This window comes from Pseudoalteromonas sp. R3 (genome assembly GCF_004014715.1).
Classification (GTDB): domain Bacteria; phylum Pseudomonadota; class Gammaproteobacteria; order Enterobacterales; family Alteromonadaceae; genus Pseudoalteromonas.
In genome coordinates this window covers 199,666-220,405 of sequence record NZ_CP034835.1, presented here as the reverse complement: position 1 = coordinate 220,405, position 20,740 = coordinate 199,666, and the positions used below count along the sequence as shown (strand labels likewise).

17 protein-coding genes are annotated in these 20,740 nt (G+C 49.0%); 6 read left to right on the top strand and 11 right to left on the bottom strand.

The window, feature by feature from the left end; genetic code table 11:
• Positions 1-26: 26 nt before the first annotated feature.
• The 3 genes from ELR70_RS05825 to ELR70_RS05815 form a co-directional block, all read right to left on the bottom strand.
• Entirely contained in the window at positions 27-1,907 is a 1,881-nt protein-coding gene (locus tag ELR70_RS05825; RefSeq protein ID WP_054016978.1) for a methyl-accepting chemotaxis protein, read from the bottom strand.
• Positions 1,908-2,015: 108 nt separating this feature from the next.
• Positions 2,016-3,068 carry an MJ1255/VC2487 family glycosyltransferase gene (locus tag ELR70_RS05820; RefSeq protein WP_054016979.1) on the bottom strand — a complete coding sequence of 351 codons (1,053 nt, stop codon included), beginning with the start codon at positions 3,066-3,068 and terminating at the stop codon, positions 2,016-2,018.
• On the bottom strand, positions 3,065-3,586 hold the full coding sequence (locus ELR70_RS05815) for a phosphatase PAP2 family protein (RefSeq protein WP_054016980.1): 522 nt from the start codon (positions 3,584-3,586) through the stop codon (positions 3,065-3,067). The genes ELR70_RS05820 and ELR70_RS05815 overlap by 4 nt, the downstream gene beginning before the upstream one ends.
• Before the next feature lie 161 nt (positions 3,587-3,747).
• Here ELR70_RS05815 and rraA point away from each other — a divergent pair, with 161 nt between their 5' ends.
• On the top strand, positions 3,748-4,254 hold the full coding sequence (gene rraA / locus ELR70_RS05810; RefSeq protein ID WP_054016981.1) for a ribonuclease E activity regulator RraA: 507 nt from the start codon (positions 3,748-3,750) through the stop codon (positions 4,252-4,254).
• A 76-nt stretch (positions 4,255-4,330) separates the two neighbouring features.
• The gene (locus ELR70_RS05805) at positions 4,331-5,389 is read left to right on the top strand and encodes a formimidoylglutamase (protein ID WP_054016982.1); all 1,059 of its coding nucleotides are present in this window, start codon (positions 4,331-4,333) and stop codon (positions 5,387-5,389) included.
• Here the strand turns inward: ELR70_RS05805 and ELR70_RS05800 are convergent.
• Both ELR70_RS05800 and hutI read right to left on the bottom strand, forming a co-directional pair.
• On the bottom strand, positions 5,386-7,230 hold the full coding sequence (locus ELR70_RS05800) for a GGDEF domain-containing phosphodiesterase (RefSeq protein ID WP_054016983.1): 1,845 nt from the start codon (positions 7,228-7,230) through the stop codon (positions 5,386-5,388). The two genes, ELR70_RS05805 and ELR70_RS05800, sit on opposite strands and share 4 nt — an antisense overlap.
• Before the next feature lie 24 nt (positions 7,231-7,254).
• A complete protein-coding gene (gene hutI, locus ELR70_RS05795; protein ID WP_200908224.1) occupies positions 7,255-8,475 on the bottom strand; it encodes an imidazolonepropionase in 1,221 nt (406 codons plus the stop codon).
• A gap of 150 nt (positions 8,476-8,625) precedes the next feature.
• Between hutI and hutC the strand changes: the two genes are divergently transcribed.
• The gene (hutC, locus tag ELR70_RS05790; RefSeq protein WP_054016985.1) at positions 8,626-9,336 is read left to right on the top strand and encodes a histidine utilization repressor; all 711 of its coding nucleotides are present in this window, start codon (positions 8,626-8,628) and stop codon (positions 9,334-9,336) included.
• 6 nt (positions 9,337-9,342) lie between these two features.
• On the opposite strand, the gene ELR70_RS05785 is transcribed toward hutC, so the two are convergent.
• Entirely contained in the window at positions 9,343-10,104 is a 762-nt protein-coding gene (locus ELR70_RS05785) for an NADP-binding protein (RefSeq protein WP_054016986.1), read from the bottom strand.
• Positions 10,105-10,360: 256 nt separating this feature from the next.
• Between ELR70_RS05785 and ELR70_RS05780 the strand changes: the two genes are divergently transcribed.
• The 3 genes from ELR70_RS05780 to hemN all read left to right on the top strand — a co-directional run bounded on the left by ELR70_RS05780 (position 10,361) and on the right by hemN (position 15,963).
• Positions 10,361-12,391 (top strand): methyl-accepting chemotaxis protein, encoded by a 2,031-nt coding sequence (locus tag ELR70_RS05780; RefSeq protein ID WP_054016987.1) that lies wholly within the window; start codon positions 10,361-10,363, stop codon positions 12,389-12,391.
• A gap of 138 nt (positions 12,392-12,529) precedes the next feature.
• On the top strand, positions 12,530-14,479 hold the full coding sequence (locus ELR70_RS05775; RefSeq protein ID WP_054016988.1) for a methyl-accepting chemotaxis protein: 1,950 nt from the start codon (positions 12,530-12,532) through the stop codon (positions 14,477-14,479).
• A 113-nt stretch (positions 14,480-14,592) separates the two neighbouring features.
• Complete coding sequence (gene hemN, locus ELR70_RS05770) at positions 14,593-15,963, top strand: oxygen-independent coproporphyrinogen III oxidase (protein ID WP_054016989.1); 1,371 nt, start codon at positions 14,593-14,595, stop codon at positions 15,961-15,963.
• 45 nt (positions 15,964-16,008) lie between these two features.
• On the opposite strand, the gene ELR70_RS05765 is transcribed toward hemN, so the two are convergent.
• The 5 genes from ELR70_RS05765 to rplP form a co-directional block, all read right to left on the bottom strand.
• The gene (locus ELR70_RS05765; protein ID WP_054016990.1) at positions 16,009-17,886 is read right to left on the bottom strand and encodes a methyl-accepting chemotaxis protein; all 1,878 of its coding nucleotides are present in this window, start codon (positions 17,884-17,886) and stop codon (positions 16,009-16,011) included.
• A gap of 130 nt (positions 17,887-18,016) precedes the next feature.
• Positions 18,017-18,892 (bottom strand): hypothetical protein, encoded by an 876-nt coding sequence (locus tag ELR70_RS05760; protein ID WP_054016991.1) that lies wholly within the window; start codon positions 18,890-18,892, stop codon positions 18,017-18,019.
• Between the two features lie 974 nt (positions 18,893-19,866).
• Complete coding sequence (gene rpsQ / locus ELR70_RS05755; RefSeq protein WP_049863782.1) at positions 19,867-20,124, bottom strand: 30S ribosomal protein S17; 258 nt, start codon at positions 20,122-20,124, stop codon at positions 19,867-19,869.
• Entirely contained in the window at positions 20,124-20,315 is a 192-nt protein-coding gene (gene rpmC / locus ELR70_RS05750) for a 50S ribosomal protein L29 (protein ID WP_010376372.1), read from the bottom strand. The genes rpsQ and rpmC overlap by 1 nt, the downstream gene beginning before the upstream one ends.
• A complete protein-coding gene (rplP, locus tag ELR70_RS05745; RefSeq protein ID WP_049863781.1) occupies positions 20,316-20,729 on the bottom strand; it encodes a 50S ribosomal protein L16 in 414 nt (137 codons plus the stop codon). It lies immediately after the preceding gene.
• Positions 20,730-20,740 lie beyond the last annotated feature (11 nt).

Below are 20,740 nucleotides of genomic sequence, written 5' to 3'. Positions count from 1 at the left end.
CGCCTTTCTTTTTCAAACCCTGCGGGTTATACCTGGTATTTTTCTACCGATTCATACAAGTTACGGGCTTGCTCTGAGAGTTCTTCACTACTCTGTGCATTACTGCTGGCATGCTCAGAGGCCACCTGCGCAATGTCGCGGATCTTAACCACGTTTTTGTTCACTTCAGATGCAACCTGTTTTTGCTCATCAATAGCGGTAGCAATGTGGGTGCTCATTTCCATAATGGTCTGTACATCTTCAGTGATCATACCCAGTAAATCACCTGCGCGCTCCGCCTGAGCAACACTTTCGTTACCCTGCTCACGGCACTGCTCCATGATATTCACCACTTCACGGGTGCGCTGTTGTAAGGTAGAAATGATGCTTTCGATTTCCTGCGTCGAATCCTGAGTACGCTGTGCCAGCGAACGGACTTCGTCCGCAACCACCGCAAAGCCCCGACCTTGCTCACCCGCACGGGCGGCTTCAATGGCCGCATTCAGCGCTAACAGGTTGGTTTGTTCAGCAATACCTCGAATTACATCGAGAACAGAGCCAATGGTTTCACCATCTCGCTCTAGTTGACCCACAACATCCGATGCCCCGCCCAAAGACTCAGACAGCTGCATGATATGCTCAATGGTCGAGGTCACTTCAGTGCGACCCAGCTGGGCATTCTTGTTAGTAGATTCAGCTTTTTCTGCAGCCGCTTCGGTATTATGTGAAATATCCTGAATCGTGGCCTGCATCTCGGTTGCCGCGGTTGCCACCATATCGGCTTCATGAAGCTGCTCAGTCATACCGGCACTGGTCTGTGCCGTGGTATCCGACAGATGGTGAGTCGCATCATTAATGATTGCCAGCGCGCTGTTCACATCACCAATGAGCTCTTTAAAGTCGCCAATCAGGCTATTGAAGTCTTTGGTCATCAGGGTAATTTCATCGTTACCCGTCTGTTCAATATGAATGCGCAAATTATTCTCGCGGCGGATCCGTTCTATGGTCTGATAAACTCGCTCAACCGGGCGAATGATCGACTGGCTGGTCGACAGCACTAAAATCATCACTAACACGGATGCCACCACAAAAATGATCAGTGCGGCCATCTGTGCCATTTCGGTGTTTTCAGTCACAGCTTGTTTTGACTGTTCAACAATTCTGGCTACCACCGCATCACTTTGCTCCACACTCTGCTTCATGCTGCCAAGGGCACCACTGTTGAGATCCAATCCGAGCTTAGTTTGGGTATCCACCAGATTTCTGAAACGCGTTTGATACTGTTTCAATAAGTTCAGCATCTGGCGTTCATATTGAGCGTCAAAACCCGCCGACTTAACCTGCCCCTCAAACTTAGTGATCTGATCATCAAACTTCTTGAGGTATTTTAAATCCAGTCGCAGCATAAAGTCTTTTTCGGCCCGGCGGAGCATTAACATGCTTACCAGCAGATCGTCACGCTCTTGCTGCTTCAGCATAGTTTCGACTTCATGTACGGCACTACGCAGCGCCCCATACAAGCCGTCTTTGGGGTGTAGACCAATGGTTCTTTGCAAGTCAACAACGCTGTTAAAGTCGTCTACATAGGTTTGTGCCAGACGCTCGAACTCACGTAAATTGCTATCGTCGATACCGAACTCAGCAAAAATCTCGTCCAGTAAAGCAGCCTTACGTTGCAGCTCGCTGTAGTCCTTGGCATATAAATCCAGTGCCTCAGTATCTTTGTAGAACAAAAAGTTCTTTTCATGTTTGCGCATAGACAGCTCATGAATATCGAGCTCTTCTGCATACTGAATGGTTTCATTCAGCTTACGCATGGTACTGGCTTCGATCATGATCACTGCCAGCATAACGACTAAAGCCACACCCACAACCAGCGCATTCAATTGCAAGCGCCGCTTAATGGTCAGATTTTCCAGAAATGCCATACGGTTACCCAATTATTACAAGACCTGCAATAAGTATAGATTATTCCGTCAGCATCGCCGCGCACTATTTATCATTTTTGCACGACTTTATTACTATTTGCGCATTAATTAAGCAGCTCTTGGTGCTTTATTGAGCACCGCCTGCCAGAGCGTGTCATGTAGCTCACTGACATTGCCCCATTGTCCCTTAGTTAGCCACAAAGCCAACGGTGTTGCATCACTTGGGAAATTGATCTGCTGCCCTGCGGGAGATTCGAGCCACTCATCCAGGGCTTCGGAGTTAAGATAATTCATCACCTGAGCCAACCCCAGAGACTGTAATGTCATCGCATTGCTTTGCTGCTCAAATTGCCCCTGTAAAGGCTTTAGCAGTAACTTTTTACCAAATTTCAGTGCTTCACTGGACAGCTCAAATCCGGCATTTGCCACAACGCCAGACGCATTGGCCAGATCACGGATAAAGCCGTCGCGCGAGGGCGAGCGCAGATGGATATGGTTAACAGACGTGTTTTGCGCATCCGGGTGGTAGCAATAAAACTCCTTGTCCGGAAAGTCTTTAAGCAACTCAACAATGTGGGACAAATCCTCAAACGGCAAATACACCAGCACTTTATTGGCAATTAACTGATTACCAAAGTCACCTGGCTGATACGGAATAAAGGGGGGTACTATGTTTTCTGCAAAGGGTTGCCAGTGCACACCAAGATGAATATCAGCCGGTGCAAACCAGCGAATGAGTGAACGCAGTAAGAAATTACCACCGAATAACGGTACATTGGGTGATAAGAAGGCACTTTGATGACTCATTGCAACCACGGGAACTTTTGCGCGCCTTGCCGCCCAGGCAGTGACAGGCTCAAAATCATTAAAGACCATATCGTAGCCGCGCATATCAAACGCCCGAACATCTTTGACGAAACGGCCCAGACGCAATTGCTGGAGCGTGCCCTGATAATTTAATCGGCCATGCTTAGTCGCAAAACTAATCCCGCGCCGAGTTTGGTACTCACCGAACACCGACATATCAAAATAGCGTTCATCCGGTCGACCTGTGAATACATAATCAACGTCGATCCCCAAACGGGTAAAACACTCAGCCATCACCCGTGCACGAGTGATATGGCCGTTGCCAGTCCCTTGTACGCCATATAAAATCTTCATAATTTCCCTACAACTCCTATTGCCAGTAAAGCACAGCCACTACCTATAATCGCACCCAGAATCACATCAATTGGATAGTGCACACCAACCACAATTCTCGACAAAGACACCCCGGACGCCCAAATCATCAAAGGCAAAGCCAGTGCAGGAAAAGGCTCCATCAGACAGGTGGCATATAACCAGGCACCGGCACTATGTCCGGAGGGCATGCTAAATTTATCACTTGGTGTAAGCATGGCCTTAACCGCAAGGCAATCACAGGGCCTGATCCGCGCGATACGGTTTTTCAGGTAAAGGTAAAGTGGCCGCTCAATAGCAAATGCGAACACCGCACAGAGCGCAAACTGCTGGCCCACTTCCCCCATAAACAGTGCACTCAGGATGCCAAGGATGACATACAGCCCACCATTTCCGCTTTTTGACAGTGCCAACATCACCATTTTGAACCAGGGCTTACACTCGGGTTTATAAAGGGCGAAGTACAGCGCCGTATCGAGTTTAATGATCTGTGTTTTCATAGTTCATGCTTACATTTGTTCACAATTTCAGCATAGAAGAGCTAAATAACACTGCCACGACATTTTTGTGACACAATTATGTATGTTGATTCAAAGCATTGCGCACCTACGTAATGGGAGTATACTGAGCTCTGAATTCAGTTATTTTCGAGGACGCCCGTATGGATTACAGCACTTCCGACTTATGTGATCATTTTGCCGATGCCGTTGACGTATTGGAGCCAATGTTTATTAATTTTGGTGGCCAAAGCGCCTTTAGCGGTCGTATCAAAACGCTTAAGTGCTTTGAGAATAATGAGCTGATTAACCAGACATTACAGCAAGATGGCACCGGTCAGATACTCCTGATCGATGGCGGAGGTTCAACGCGTCGTGCGCTCATCGATATCGAGCTTGCTGAACTGGCTATCGAAAATAACTGGCAGGGTATTATCGTCTACGGTGCAGTGCGACATGTCGAAGAGCTGGAAGAGTGTGATATTGGGATCCAGGCTATTGCTTCCATTCCTGTCGCCGCTGACAGCCATGGCAGTGGTGAGCAAGGCATCCCGGTCAACTTCGCTGGCGTATCTTTCTACGACGATGACTTTCTGTATGCCGATGCAACGGGCATTATTATTTCTGCAGAAGAACTACTGCTGGAAGTCGACGACCAGCAGAGCGAGTAGCATCGCCTTTCAATTATTAATTTATTCGGGCAAAGCCTGCCTTTGCCCTGTTTAACTCCATTGATCGACCAATATTATGAGTAACCACTGGCTTCATATCTACAGCGAAGCGGATATCACCGCATATAGTCATACCCGAGAAAATGAACAACGCTTTTGGCAAACCCTGTCATTCCTGCAACCCAAAGAGGACTTGACTCAGGCTCTGCGCGATGCGGCGCAATTCGGCATTAAGTATGTACTGATTGCCATCAACGAAGATTTAGGTCCCCGGGCAAACTGTGGCCGGGGTGGTGCGCACTTGGGGTGGCAGGCATTTTTACAGCGTTTTCTGAACTTACCCTGCAACCGTTTTCTGACTCCGGATGATGTCTTACTGCTAGGAGAAGTCAGATGTGACGACTTGCAACAGCAAGGCGCTGATCTGGACAACCGAGATGCGCAGCAACTAGCGCAATTACGTACCTTGAATGCTCAACTAGATGAGCGTGTCAGCGTTGTGATGAAAGCCATCTTTGATGCCGGACTCACGCCCATAGTGATTGGTGGTGGCCACAACAACTGTTTTGGTATATTGCAGGCACTGGCGCAAAGTACACAGCAAGCGTGTCATGCCATTAACTTTGACCCGCATGCTGACTTTCGTGCGCTTGAGGGACGCCACTCAGGTAACGGCTTTAGCTATGCTTATAAACAAGGTTATCTGGCGGATTATCATGTTGTCGGAATGCATGAACAGAAAAACAACCACACTATTATCAGTGCATTAGATAAGGCCGGATTCAGTTACAGCAGTTACCAGGATATCCTGGTGCGCCGAAAACTATCCCTGACTGAAGCCTGTAATACCGGACTGCGTCGCTTTGCCGGGGGCGCACCACTGGGCGTCGAGGTCGATGTCGATGCCATCTCTGGCATGCCAGTTAGCGCCTACACAAACTGTGGGTTTACGGTCAATGACGCCGAGCATTTTGTCCATCTGGCCGCCAGTCAGGATAATGTCCGTTACCTGCACTTATGCGAAGCTGCACCTGAACACCATCCTCAAGGACTACAGCAAGGGATCAGTGATGCAGGTCAGGTTTTGGCCTCTCTGGTTTGTAGCTACTTACAGGCACGTAAGTCAGACGTTTAATGTGAATCTGGCTGAGGCGAAACAGAGGCATCTTCCGGATGCTCCCAGCGCCATTGCTTCAGCCAGCTGATCATCCCAACACTACTCAAAGGTCTGGCAAAATAATAGCCCTGCGCAGCAAAGGTATTCAGACTTTTCACAAACTGGAGTTGCTCTGGTGACTCAACCCCTTCGCAGATCACTTTACATTCCTGGATCTGTTGCATTTCAACAATGCCACGCACGACACTTTTAAACGACCCCTGATTGCCATGGTCAAGGGTGAGTGAGCGGCCCAGTTTGACATAATCAACTGTCAGCTGAGGTAGCTTCGACAAAGTAACCGGCGTTTCACCAAAACTGTCAATACACAGGCGTATTCCTATTGAACGTAACCGAGACACCATCGCGATACCCTGAGGGTCAAGGCTGGTAAATAAACTGGAAGGACATTCAATGATGAGATCCCCTGGTTTTAACTGATGCTCCAGCAGAACGTGATCAATAAATTCTATGAATTCTTCATGCAACATTTCCGGACCAAACAGATTCAAACTCAGTGGCATTGAAATACCTTCAACCCTCAGCGCTAACGCAATCTCAGCTGCGCGCTCAATCACATACTGTGCAACGGGTAATGCCAGTCCAGCGATGCGAATGTCCTCAATGAACTTGCCCGCTGCCAGAATTCCCTGTTTGGGATGCTGCCAACGCAACAGCAACTCAAGAAATTCAATATCACCGTCTTCATTGCGCACAACAGGTTGAAAATACAGCTCCAGTTCTTTTCTGAAGTCAATATGAGCCAGCTCGGCCAGACGAGCCTGCTGCTCCAGTCGATTGATTTGCATTTGTTGCTGATAAGGTGCGATGGGGCTGTCAGGCTGACTATCCAGTGCTAAAAATGCGCAGGTTAACAGGTTTTCGAATTGTCCCTGTTCTTCGTCACAATTCACATAGCTGGCACGTGCCTTAACCTCTATCGTGCAGTTACCCACATTGAACGGCTTCAGCGTGCTTTCAATGATTTCGTTGATCATCTGCTCATGCAGGTGGTGCTGATTAACCAGACTACAGACAAATACAAAGTGCAGGCCGCCTAAATGTGCCAACCGAGAGACATCATTACCCAACGGCACTGGCATCACATCAGGATGCTGCAAATGTTGTTTTATACGGTTGGCCGACTGAGCCAATAACAGATCGCCAAACTCCCGGCCAAGGTGAAAATTCACCTGTTGAAATCCTTCAAGGCGGATCATGACTAACATAGCCGCACTGGGATCTCGCTGCCGGAAGTCATAAAACGCACTGCGAAAGCCAGCCCTGTCGGGCAGCTCCAGAATGTCAGCCGTTTTACTCTCCTCGGTACCAGCCTGCTGTACCTGCACCTGAGGTGCTCTTACTAACATCAACTCTGCCAAAAACACCGGCAATAAGGCGACAACCAGCAAGCCTGGCGTAAGCTGCCAGTACATCGCGCCAGCCAGCACCAGAGCAGTGCCACAGGCACTGAAGCAAGTGACCACCTGATATCTGAACTGCTCCGAGCGTAACGCCAGCCAGACATGCAACACCAACAGCGGTGCCAGCAAGTAAGAAAAGTAGTGTGTCGTATTGGCGAGGTACGCCAATACGACCGCGGTTGTCGTGGCATACAGTAATCGGTGCAATGGCTGCTGACTGACGATAATGGCTGCAACACTGGCACTGAGTAATGTCCCGGCTAAAAAAGCCACCAGCATCGGTGACTGTGGACCTGAGACTTGCCAAAATGTGGCTGCTGTGGCCACCGGAGCGAACAGGACCAGAAGCAAAGCCATGCATATATTACCATGTTTTAGCAGCGCACTTTTTGTCATCGACAGACCATTGCGAAATTCATACTATTGCACAAGTTTACCCGAAATCCAGGTATTTAACAGGTCATTTACGCCAAACTGGTAACTCAGTTCAGCCGGGTGGCCGACTTGCCACAACACCATATCAGCACGCATACCCACTTTCAGACTACCACGGTCTGACAGCCCCAGCGCCTTAGCACCATGGCGAGTCACACCGAGCAAGGCTTCTTCCGGCGTCATACGGAACAAGGTACACGCCATGTTTAACATCAGGCGCAAAGAGCAAAGTGGCGCTGTGCCCGGGTTGAAATCACTGGCAAGCGCAATCGGGACATTATGCTGACGCATCAGATCAATCGGTGGTAACTGAGTTTCACGCAGGAAATAAAAAGCCCCCGGTAATACCACGCCCACAGTCCCCGCTTTGGCCATCGCCTTAACGCCCGCTTCATCAAGGTACTCAATATGATCCGCAGACAGGCCGTTAAATTCCGCTACCAGCTCAGTACCATGCTGATTGGACAATTGCTCAGCGTGACATTTCACTTTAATGCCTAGTTCGGTAGCCTTGACAAACACGCGACGTGTTTGTTCATTACTGAAACCGACATTTTCACAAAATGCATCGACCGCATCAGCCAGTGAGCGCTCAGCGACCTGTGGCAGCATTTGCTCACAAACCAGTTCAATGTAGCCATCGGCGTCATCCCGATATTCCGGCGGTAACGCATGCGCCCCCAAAAAAGTACTTTGCACGCTGACAGGATGGTGTTCATCCAGCATGCGGTTGACTTCCAGCAGCTTGATTTCGCTTTCGCAATCCAGGCCATAGCCGGATTTACTCTCAACTGTGGTCACCCCTTCTCTGAGCAGTGCATTGAGCCGCTCTTTACCAACCACAAAAAGATGCTCATGATCCGCCGCACGGGTGGCTTTCATGGTGGTCGCAATGCCCCCTCCCTGCTGTGCGATTTCTTGATATGACACGCCATTGAGGCGTTGTTCAAACTCTTGAGCCCGTGAGCCGGCAAATAAAATATGGGTATGGCAATCTATCAAACCTGGTGTCATCCAGGCGCCTTTTGCCGAAATGGTGGGTGTTGATACCGCATCAAATTCTGGTAAATGAGCCTGCTCGCCAAGCCAGCAAATCACACCCTCTTTAACCATGATGGCGCCATTTTCAATCGCCCCGTAAGGACGCTCAATATCCGGGTCCATCGTTGCCAGATTGACATCCAGAACCACTAAATCTACTTCCATCACCACTCAAATCCTCATCACTAAATTGCTGATTTGAGTGTAGCAAGAATACTTGTATATACAATATAGGTGTGCCATGTTTATTAGCTGACCATGTTTACTCTCACTAACGCAGAGTTGACTTTCCTTTACTAACCATGGCACGGGACTGTGACAACGCAACCTAAATTCGCTCAAATAAAACAACATATTATTGCCCAGATCCGCAGTGGTACCTGGCAAGAGGATCAGCAAGTTCCTTCAGAAAATGCGCTGTCGGCACAATTCAGAGTCAGCCGTATGACCGCCAGGCGCGCGCTCAGTGAACTAACCGATGCGGGCATACTCACCCGTAGCCAGGGTTTGGGCACCTTTGTTGCCAGGTTTAAGTCCCAGTCTTCCTTACTGGAGATCCGTAACATCGCCGATGAGGTAAAAGAGCGTGGAGGTAACTATAGCGGTGTTGTGCTGTCATTAGAATCCATCGCAGCTATTGCCCCCATTGCCATTGCACTGGGTGTCGACATGGACAGTCAGGTCTACCGTAGCGTGCTGGTACACCATGATAATGAACAGCCTTTGCAGGTTGAGGAGCGCTTCGTCAACCCTCAGCTGGCGCCGGACTATCTGCAACAAGACTTTACGCAGATCACGCCTCACGAATATCTGATACAGATTGCACCGCTTACGGAGGCTCGCCACACCGTTGAGGCGATCATGCCCGGGCCCGACATTTGCCAATGGTTAAATATGTTTCATGAAGAGCCCTGCCTGCAGCTGATCCGCAGAACCTGGTCACAAGGGGGTATCGTCAGCTTTGCCCGGCTCATCTCACCGGGCAGTAAGTATCGTCTGGGTGGTCATCTGACATTTAAAAAGTAAACAGGGTCAGATGGCATGCTGATAGGAGAATCCCAGCTCGCCGAGCATAGCGCCATCAATGATCCGCTCTTTACTGTCATCACTGGCAAAACTCGGTGGGGTGGTGCCTGAGCGCTCGCAGTGCGCCTGATAGTAGGCTTGCTTAACGGGGTGTTCGGGCGCGCATACATTGTACACTGACTGAGCCTTGGGCCAGTTTGTAAATACCGCCATAATGGCTGAAATTACATCATCCCGATGGACCATATTGACGCGCTCCTGACTGGCACTGCGCAGCGCTTTCCCGGCAATAAACTGTCCTGGCTCTCGCCCAGGCCCGACTAATCCCGCTAATCTCAGGACTTTGCCACCACGCTCCAACACCAACTGTTCAGCCTGTTGTAAAATACGCTGGCGCTGAGAGTCCATCGCTGCCAGTGCCCCATGCTCGGTATACACGCCATCTGCCTCAGCATAAACGCCGGTACTGGAGCACAGCAAAAACCCCTGCATCTCGAGTTCACTCGCCAAAGCCAGTGTCGCCTCGAGTGTAAGCAAATAATTACTGTCCTCGCGACGTGCCCCCGGCGGCATGGCGCACAGCCAGAACGCCTGTTGCAATGACACATCATGGATCAGGGCGTCACCATTATGTACCAGCTGTCTCGATAACGCATCATCATGTGGCTGTCGGCGGGTTGCCTGCACTTGCCAGCCAGCGCAAGCAGCAGCCTGTGCCGTCGGCATACCCAGCCAGCCAGCGCCAGCTACAACGAGTCTATTGAACATGTCTTTTTCCTGTGATTTTGAGCGTTGCCTGCATGATGCACCAGCCAACACCACAGTGGCAATACCATGGCTCAACACAGTAAGTAAGAAAAACGGCTGGTTTATTGCTAAAAGTTAAAGTATCTGTCCCCATTGCCGATTATTGATGTAAAGATTATTCGCCAAGTGTTATCAATCAATCGCCGTAAATTGTAGCCTTCTGTGGTGAGATATGGTTTGATTAAAGCTTGCCTGATCCCAAGAAAAAGAAAAACGCATGTTAGTAAATTTATCTCTTCGAAAAAAAATCCTCCTGTTAATTGGTGGTACCATCTCCGTTTTGCTGGTTGTTGCGTCTGGGTATTTTGTTAACCACATTGCACACCTCTCCAGAGAAGGCATTGAGCGTGAAGCCCAAAGCCATTTGTATGCTGAAAAACTGTCAATGGAGTCTTTCTTTACCCGATATGGTGCAATTGTAGAGACTTTCGTGACCAATCCGCATAATGTGAACTGGTTCAATGAATATACCGAGCGAGAAAAACCACTCAGCGCAGATCTGGGATATCAGGAAGTAAATCAGGATTTTATTCGTATCTCGGCCAGTGATGAGAATATCCTCTCGGCCTTTATGGCATCAGCAAAAACAGGCGAATATTTCAAAGAAAACGAACGTACGTCAAATTATGCTGACGGCCGTCCTTATTATTCCTATAAACGTCCCTGGTGGCAGGATGCCTTGAGCCACGGCGGTTTATACGTCGGTGCGGTATCAGTTGATATTAATACCGGTGCGGTCTCAGCGGTGGTTCAGCAGCCAGTCTATAATGCACAACGTGAGCTCGTTGCCGTAGGTGGCGTAGATCTGCAGATTAATAAGATCAGTGAGCTGGTCGAGCAGATCCAGTTCGATGGTCAGGGCTACGGCTTCTTACTAGACCACAACTATAAAGTCGTCCACCTGTCCAAACGGACAGGTCATCAGCTGTCTATCACCGATGAGGGCCCAAATGGCAAAGAAGGTCTGGAAGCACTGGAGAGACAGTTTGCCGATACGCAAGGTTTTGCAGAGCTTAATCGCGCGATGCGTTCAGAAGGCGCCGGAGCAGCTAAGGTTACCCTAAAAGGCGTGGACTACTATGTGGTCTTCAACAACGTCAAACTGGACAAGCCAATCCTCGACTGGCATTTGGGTATTCTTATTCCTGTTAGTCTGATTGAAGAGCCAGTTAACGATGCAGTAATGAGTACCGTCACAGCCGTGATCATCATTCTCGCCATTATTGTTGCGATGATATTATGGGCAACGCAAATGATTGCAGCGCCGATCACAACGCTGACCAATACCATGCGTGATATCGCCTCTGGTGAAGGTGACCTGACCCGTCGTATCGACATCAACAGCCAGGATGAAGTCGGTCAGCTGGCACATCATATGAATACCTTTATCGACAAGCTGCGCAGTATGATGCTGGACACAGCTGCACAGGCACAACAACTCAGCGGTGCGGCCGCACAATTGCAGGACGTCTCCACCAACACTAACAACGAAATCCAGCAAGAGAAAGAGCAAGTTGACAGTGTCAGCGCTGCCGTGACGGAAATGGCCGCTACAGTGACGGAAATTTCCCGTAATGCCCATGAAACCAATCGTGCTGCGGATCTGGTCCAAAGTATGACCAATGATGGAGCCTCACGGTCTGGTCAGGCACAGGAAGTGATGACTGAGCTTGCCAGCCACATCGGAGAAGCAGCGAAAGTTGTAGCCGGACTGGAGCAGGAAACCAGTAACATTGGCGCCGTGATTGACGTTATCAATGGCATTGCAGAGCAGACCAACCTGCTTGCCTTAAACGCTGCCATTGAGGCCGCTCGTGCCGGTGAGCAGGGCCGCGGCTTCGCGGTGGTTGCTGACGAAGTTCGCAGCCTGGCAAGTCGTACACAAGAATCGACCGATGATATTCGCAATATGATCTCACGCCTGCAACAGATTGCTCAGCAGGCTTCGGTCATGATGCAGCAAGGCCAGGAGCGAGCCGAAGGCTCCGTAGGGCAGACTCAGGAAGTACTGGACGCACTGCGTAACATCACTGAATCCGTCAGCACAGTACAAGATCAGAGTCATCAGATTGCGACCTCAACAGAAGAACAGACCGTTGTGGCTGAGGACATTAATAACAGCCTTAATGCCATTAACGATCTGGTGAACAGTACTGCCAACCATGCCCATTTACTGGCAGATGAGGCACGGGATCTGAACAGTCTGGCCAAAGCCCTGAACAATACCGTAAACCAATTCAAACTATAGTAATGCGTCGCTAGCCCGAATGCCGGGCTAGCACTTTAGTGCCCGCTTCCTCACTACCAGCCCATTGCCAAAACTTGACTAATGCACAGTTGCAGACGATCACTTATAGGGTGACTCTTTGCAATATCGTGCTTAATTATGTTTAAAAACCTCAAACTAACGCAGATGCTTGCGTATTCATTTGGTGCGCTCATAACTCTGATGGCAGTGATATCACTGATTGCCTATTTGGGCCTGAGCTCGGGCTACAGCAACTTTGTTGATTATCGTACTCTGGCACGTAATGCCAATCTGGAAGGGCGTGTTCAGGCCAATCTGCTGCTGGTACGCCTCAATGCCCTAAAGTACCTCAAGGAGCAAAATGCAGCCAATATAGCAGAGTTCAACGAAAGGTTTGCTTTACTGAGTGACCTAATGGACCAGGCGCAAAACAGTATAGACGACCCACAGTATCGTGCTCAGCTCAGCACCAGTGCCGATGAAGTGCAACAATACCGAGCTGCCTTTGAGCAAATCGTGCAACTTTACGCCCGGCGCGATGATATTGTGACGGATCAGCTGGACGTCAATGGGGCCAAAATGCGGACCTTGCTGAGCGACATCGTAGACAATGCCTATCAGCGTAATGACAGCACAGCCTTGTATGCTGCCGCCAAGCTGGAAGAAACATTAATGCTGGGGCGATTATTTGTGACTAAGTTTTTAGTTACCAATGCCAGTGAAGATTATCAGCGTGCCGTGACTGAATTCAGCAAGCTGGCCAACCTGCTCGATAAACAAGCCGATGCTTTCGCCTGGCAGCCAGCACAGGGGATACTGGCCCAATTTTTACAACACAAACTGAACTATCTGGCGGGTGTCAAAGCGGTGAATCAAACGATTTCACAGCGCAACCAACTAATTGAACAGCGCCTCAACGTGCTGGGTCCCAAGGTAGCCAATACCCTCGAAGACATCAAACTGGACATCAAAGCGCGCCAGGATGAATTGGGGCCCAGAGCCCAACAAGCCAGTGAACAAGCAGTGATGTGGGTATCAATTGTCTCGGTCTTCGTTGTTTTTGCCGGCATATTTTTAAGCTGGTATGTCAGTCAGTTAGTACGCGAGCCCATTGGCGGCGAGCCCAGAGACATAGAAACGCTGGCCAAAGCCATTGCTAAGGGCGACCTCAGCTACCAGTTTGCGACCACCAACACCACAGGCATCTATCGGGCCATGTCTGAAATGACCGCGACCCTGAGAGATATCGTGGGTAAGATAAAAGCCGCGACAGCCACACTCAATGATACCTCTGGCACCATGATCACTGTCACAGAGCAAACCAAAAGTGAGACCGACCAGCAACAAGACCAGTTAACCCAAAGTGCCACCGCCATGCAGCAGATGAGTGCCACGGTCCAGGAAATTACTCAAAGCGCCCAGCTTGCCGCCGATGCAGCCACAGACGCCGATCAACAATCGCAGACCGGGATCCAGGTGGTACAGGCTTCCCGTGAAGCCATGAGTGAACTGGTTGGCAGTATTCAACAGGTCAGTGAATCCATTACCCAACTGGAAAGTGAGACCGAGTCGGTGGGCTCCATTTTAGATGTGATCCGCAGCATTGCCGATCAAACCAATCTGCTGGCGCTCAACGCCGCCATTGAAGCAGCACGGGCCGGAGAGCAAGGCCGCGGGTTTGCCGTGGTGGCCGATGAAGTGCGCAGTCTGGCCAGTCGCACCCAGCAAAGTACCGAAGAGATCCAGACGATGATTTCGCGCTTGCAAAGCGAAGCCAAGCGTTCGGTGGAGCATATGCATCGTAACGTCAACCATGCGGAGCATTCAGCAGAGCAAACCGAGCATGCCGGCGCGACCTTACAGGCCATTTGCAGCTCAATCAGTACCATTCGCGACATGAACCTGCAAATTGCCAGTGCATCGGAGGAGCAAAATACGGTGTCTCTGCAAATCTCAGAAAGTGTCACCAACATCAGTGAAAGTGCCGCAGAAACGGCGCAAGGCGCGCTACAGGTTTCTCAGGACGCCAAAGCACTGAGTCAGGTCGCCAGAGAGCTCGATATCCTGGTGGCTCAGTTTAAGATCTAATATACACAGTGTGCGGGTGTTTCGACCGTCCGCACCTCCTTTTGCTTTAGATCAACGCCCCAAAGCGCAACTTTGCTTACACTGAGCCCCTCAATAGCAAAGAGAGTGCGATCGTGATTAAATTACCTCAGTGGGATGATTCCCTTATCAACAAGTACAATATCTCAGGCCCCAGATATACGTCTTATCCAACGGCCCTGTCGCTGGAGTCGGGTTACTCACAGGCCGATCTGGTTGATGCCATCACCCATTCAGAAACCCGTGCGCTCTCTCTATATATTCATATTCCGTTTTGTCACCAGCTTTGCTATTACTGTGGGTGTAATAAGATCATCACCCGCCACCAGTCTAAAGCCGATGTCTATCTCGATCACCTGGAACAGGAAATCGCGGCTCAGGCCCCTTTGTTTAAAGCGTATCAGGTTGAACAATTGCACCTGGGAGGTGGTACACCGACCTTTCTGACCACGGCGCAAATGACGCGCCTGATCACTATGTTAGAACAACATTTCACTTTTACAGCGGATGCCCAGCGCGGCATTGAAATTGACCCCAGATCACTGGCCGACGACATGCTGCCGGCGCTGAAAACGCTCGGTTTTAACCGGGTCTCATTTGGGGTGCAGGATTTTAACGATCGGGTGCAGGCAGCAGTCAATCGACCGCAACAAATTGACGAAGTACTGGCATTACTGAAACAAGCTCGCGAGCTGGGATTTAAGTCTATTAATATGGACATGATTTACGGCCTGCCCCATCAGAGCGTTGCATCCTATCGTGACACCATCGCGCAGCTGATTGAGTTAGGCCCAGATCGGGTGTCGGTATTCAACTATGCCCATTTACCAGAGCGCTTTGCGGCACAACGTAAGCTCAAAGACGCCGATATGCCGGGACCAAAAGAAAAGCTGGCGATCTTTAAGCAAACACTGGAACAGATGACCGCCGCAGGCTATCAGTTTATTGGCATGGACCATTTTGCAAAAACCGATGATGAACTGGCTGTGGCTCAGCGACACAATCACCTGCACCGCAATTTCCAGGGCTACACCACCCATGGTAACTGCGACCTTCTGGGTCTGGGCGTGTCGTCCATATCACAAATTGGCAATGCCATTTTACAAAATGAAAAAGACCTGAAGCCTTACTATCAGGCTGTGACTGAGCGCCATAGCGCCATTCATAAGGGCATAAAGCTAACCCGGGAGGACGAAATTCGCGCTGCGGCCATCAAACAGCTGATCTGCCACTTTGAGCTCGACAAAGGCGCCTTTGCCTCGGAATATGACATCGACTTTGATGACTATTTCGCAGATGCCCTGGTTGCGCTTCAGCCACTGGCGGACGATGGGTTGGTTGAACTCAGCGAGCAACGCATAGAAGTCACGGCCAGAGGCAACCTGTTTATTCGCATTATCTGCATGTGTTTTGATGCCTACCTGCAGCAGCAGATCAAAAACACCCGCTTTTCACGGGTGATTTGATTCTAACAACGGCTGAGCAGTTTAATACTGCCAGCCTTATTGTCGTTATAGCTTGAACTTACCTATGGTGCCCGAGAGAGATTTAGCTTCACCGTCTAGGTCATTACAAAACTGATAGGTCTGCTCCATCGCCGCTTTTGTCTGCCTGGCCGTGTCTGATATTACCGTGACATTCTGGCTGATATCTCTGGTTGCAGCTGATTGCTCCTTGGTTGCAGTGGCAATTTGAATATTCATTTCTGACAGCCTGACTATGTGCTCAGAGATCTCTCGTAACGACTTACCACACTCAGATAAGAGCTGAGATGTTTTATGGGTCCCGTCGCTGCCATGTGTGATGGTGTTCACCGTCTCGGTTGCAGTGGCATTCAGGGAATTGATCATGCCATTGATTTCTTCCGTCGACTCTGCGGTGCGCTTCGCCAGATTACGTACTTCATCCGCTACCACCGCAAAACCTCGTCCCTGTTCGCCCGCCCGCGCCGCCTCTATAGCCGCATTGAGGGCCAGCAGATTAGTTTGCTCAGAGACCCCTCGAATTACCTCCAGGACACCTGAGATTGATTCAATTTCTTTAGAGAGTTGATTAACAGAGAGTACGGAGTTACTCATTATCGACTCCAGTTCAGCCATATGACCTATGGTATCCGATACAATCTTGAGACTTACCTGAGCATTGCCCTCTGTATCCGACGCTACTTGAGAGGCGTCCTGCGCGTTATTTGATATATCTGAGACCGTCATATTCATCTGCTCAACTGCTGCTGCAACAGAGTCTGTACTGGATGACTGTTGCTCAGACAGACCATGGACATGCTTTACATTCTGATATACCTCAGCAGCCGTTCCTTCTACGTGTTTGGCCGTCTCAGAAACACTTTTAAACATCTCGTGCAATTGATCCAAAAAGATATCAATCTGTTTTCCCAGGAAGCCAACTTCATTGTTTTGCTCAACCCTCAGCCGAGCAGTGAGATCCCCACCCTTGCCAGATAGTTCTGTTACCGCATCTGAGATCACTTCTATTGGCTTGAATATCCGATTCGCAAGCAGATTTGCACCAAACAGGCCTATCACAGCAATCACAAAGCCAATCACAATGTTCGTCATAATTGCAGTGTTGATTGCTGAAAACATTTCCTCTTCTGGAATTTCCACAACCACATACCAGTCTAATGAGTCCAGCTTTATTGCCGATCGCACCACGGTCTTATCATTGACTTCCTCCGACACCACATTGCCAGCTAAAGCGGTAATATCCACCTTGCTGCCCACAGCAGATCTGTCAGGGTGGATTTGGATTGTATTATCGGCATCCACTAAAAAGACGATCCCAGATTCACCAATTTTGTATGAGCTTATTAACTCGGTCATCGCACCCAGTGACTGCCCCACCCCAGCTAAACCCACTCTGCGGCCTTTGTCTTCAATGGCATAATTGATAAAAGCGGTCGCTTCGGTGGACGACTTGTCTACATCAATGGAAATTTCATATTCGGCACCAGAATTGATAAAAATATCCAGCCATGGCTCCTTATCCGGTTCCACTCTCCTTACAATACCCGCAGGAGTGTAGTAATTTCTGCTGACTGCTGAAACAATAAAAGCAGTATTACTATTGTTCACATGCTTCACTGTGCCCAGCTCCCGGACGATCATGGTAAGGTCTTCTTGCGCTTCCCCATTGGCCACCCAGGCTTTGATAAATTCACTCTTTGCCAGCGCTCTTGATGGGGCGATGGACGAATAGATATCAAGCTCAACCGCATACTTTATTTGTTTGAGTACGGTGGGGATTTCGGATTGCTCAACCTTCTCAGTTAAAAAGGCACTGATCGTGGTTGCGAATACAAGAGTAACGATGAGTAAGGGCAATATCGTTGCGGTGATCAGAGAAAGTACCAAGAGCTGCTTGAGCTTCATAACTTACCTTGCCAAAATCAAAAGATCTTCCATCAAAACAATATAGTAAAGTATTGCTCTGATAGGCAAAGTTTGCAGAGTATATTGCGCTAATGTATTGCATTGTCACCCAAGCACTGCATCAATCACACTAACGCATCATCAGTCTCTGGGGCATTGGTTGCCAATCACCGTCATACCAGTGAAACATTGCCAAACTATACGCTACACTCAGCAGCAGTTCCCGCTGCGAGTCTGACAGCGCTTGACTGAGCCAGATCTTTTGGTCGCCGACAAATGAATATGCAGCAAGCGCCTGCTTATCTGCATCACTGAAAAGCAACCCCGCGTTTATGGATGCCCAGCTAGGCAACTCTCTGTGCTCAGGGCCCGCTTCACCCGGAAATATAGCGTATGCCCGGTTAATAAGCTGAACCGTGTAACTCATATCCTGCGATGTTAATTCAACCTGCACAGCTTTCTCTTCAGCCGCCTTCAGGCGCAGCTGCCAGGATGTACCTCCCTGTTGGATAGTACACAGCAATTCTGTTTTATCACGCCTGTCATAACCATTGAAAGAAGAACGGATGTCGTAATGCACTTCATGACGAGTTGTTTCCGTTTTATTAGACAATGCAAAGATACCGCAGCTGGACCGCCCCTTCAGCGCCCCCTGAGCCATCAACTCGAAAGAAAAGGTTCGAGATGCAGTCACCAGAAATTCTCTTTTGATATAGGATATCGCATCACCAAACAGCAAAAAGTCCATCAGGCCAGAGCGCTCAAACTCCTCATTTATTTTTTCACGCTCCTGCGCCCAGGAACCGATCTCGCTGTTTGTGAACTCAAACTCACCAGTAAACTGATTTTCATCACTAAAAATTGCGCTGGGATTTGCAAAGCGCATGTGCTCCGCCTGCTGCAATGCAACAGGCAACTCTATGGTCGTGTCTTGGGCAACCCTAACCATTTCACACCCACCCAACAAAGCCAGCGGCCACAACCATTGAATTAATCTATTCTTCATTTAACTACCTAGCCCACTGCTGCAACATGCGCCATGCATGACAAGCTGGTTTAAATTTTGGAAAGAGACTGGTCCCACAACTACTGCAGACGACGCTTACCTGAGGGCAACCACCCATCACAACAAGCTCCCACAGAATACAACCAAATGGACCAGAATCGAAAACGCAGAAGAGTAATCGAAAACGGCTGAAATAGGAACATTTGCAGACTAAAATTAAGCTTTCTTAGGACGAACCAGAACGTCTACCAAAGTCCAGGATGTTTTCTTAGAAGGTTTTGGATGCTGCACATTCATGAAACGTCGCGCTATTCAGCAAACCCTTCTGAACAGTCTGAGTGCCCCAAACGCAAAAGCCCCAGCCAAAAGGCCGGGGCTTTTCAAAAGTTTAATTTAGTTAAAAACTAAAATTAAGCTTTCTTAGGACGAACCAAAACGTCTACCAAAGTCCAAGATTTTTTCTTAGGGGGTTTTGGTGGTGACGCACATTCACGGAGTGTCGCCCTATTCAGACGACCCCAAAAATAACCTGACCGCCCCAAACGCAAAAGCCCCGACCAAAAGGCCGGGGCTTTTAAGACAAACTTAATTAATAAAAATTAAGCTTTCTTAGGACGAACCAGAACGTCTACCAAAGTCCAAGATTTTTCTTAGGGGTTTTGGTGGTGACGCACATTCACGGAGTGTCGCCCTATTCAGACGACCCCAAAAATAACCTGACCGCCCCAAACGCAAAAGCCCCGACCAAAAGGCCGGGGCTTTTAAGACAAACTTAATTAATAAAAATTAAGCTTTCTTAGGACGAACCAGAACGTCTACCAAAGTCCAAGATTTTTTCTTAGGGGTTTTGGTGGTGACGCACATTCACGGAGTGTCGCCCTATTCAGACGACCCCAAAAATAACCTGACCGCCCCAAACGCAAAAGCCCCGACCAAAAGGCCGGGGCTTTTAAGACAAACTTAATTAATAAAAATTAAGCTTTCTTAGGACGAACCAGAACGTCTACCAAAGTCCAAGATTTTTTCTTAGAGATCGGTGCACATTCACGGATAGTCACAGTATCACCTGCTTGCGCAGTGTTGCTCTCATCGTGTGCGTGCAACTTAGTTGTACGCTTGATGAATTTACCGTAGATCGGGTGCTTAACCTGACGCTCGATAGCAACAACGATTGACTTGTCCATTTTGTCGCTAACTACACGACCTTGAAGAGTACGGATCTTATCGCTCATTATGCACCTGCCTTCTGGTTGATAACCGTTTTAACACGCGCAATATTGCGACGTACTTTTTTCAGCTCGTGAGTCTGAGCCAGCTGACCAGTGCTCGCTTGCATGCGCAGGTTGAACTGCTCACGCAGAAGCTCTAGAAGTTCAGCATTTAGCTCTTCTACGCTTTTGTCTTTAAGTTCGCTAGCTTTCATTTACATTACCGTCCGAGTTACAAAAGTGGTTTTGAAAGGTAATTTACGAGCAGCTAGGTTGAATGCTTCGCGAGCAAGCTCTTCTGAAACACCTTCCATCTCGTAAAGTACTTTACCAGGCTGAATTTCAGCAACCCAGTATTCAACAGAACCTTTACCTTTACCCATACGAACTTCAAGCGGCTTTTCTGTAATTGGCTTATCTGGGAACACACGGATCCAGATTTTACCTTGACGCTTGATGTGACGTGTCATAGCACGACGAGCTGCTTCGATTTGACGAGCAGTCATACGGCCACGGCCAGTCGCTTTCAAGCCGAAAGAACCGAAGCTAACTTTATTACCGCTAGTTGCAAGACCACGGTTGCGGCCTTTGTGCACTTTACGGAATTTTGTACGTTTTGGCTGTAACATTAGTCGCTACC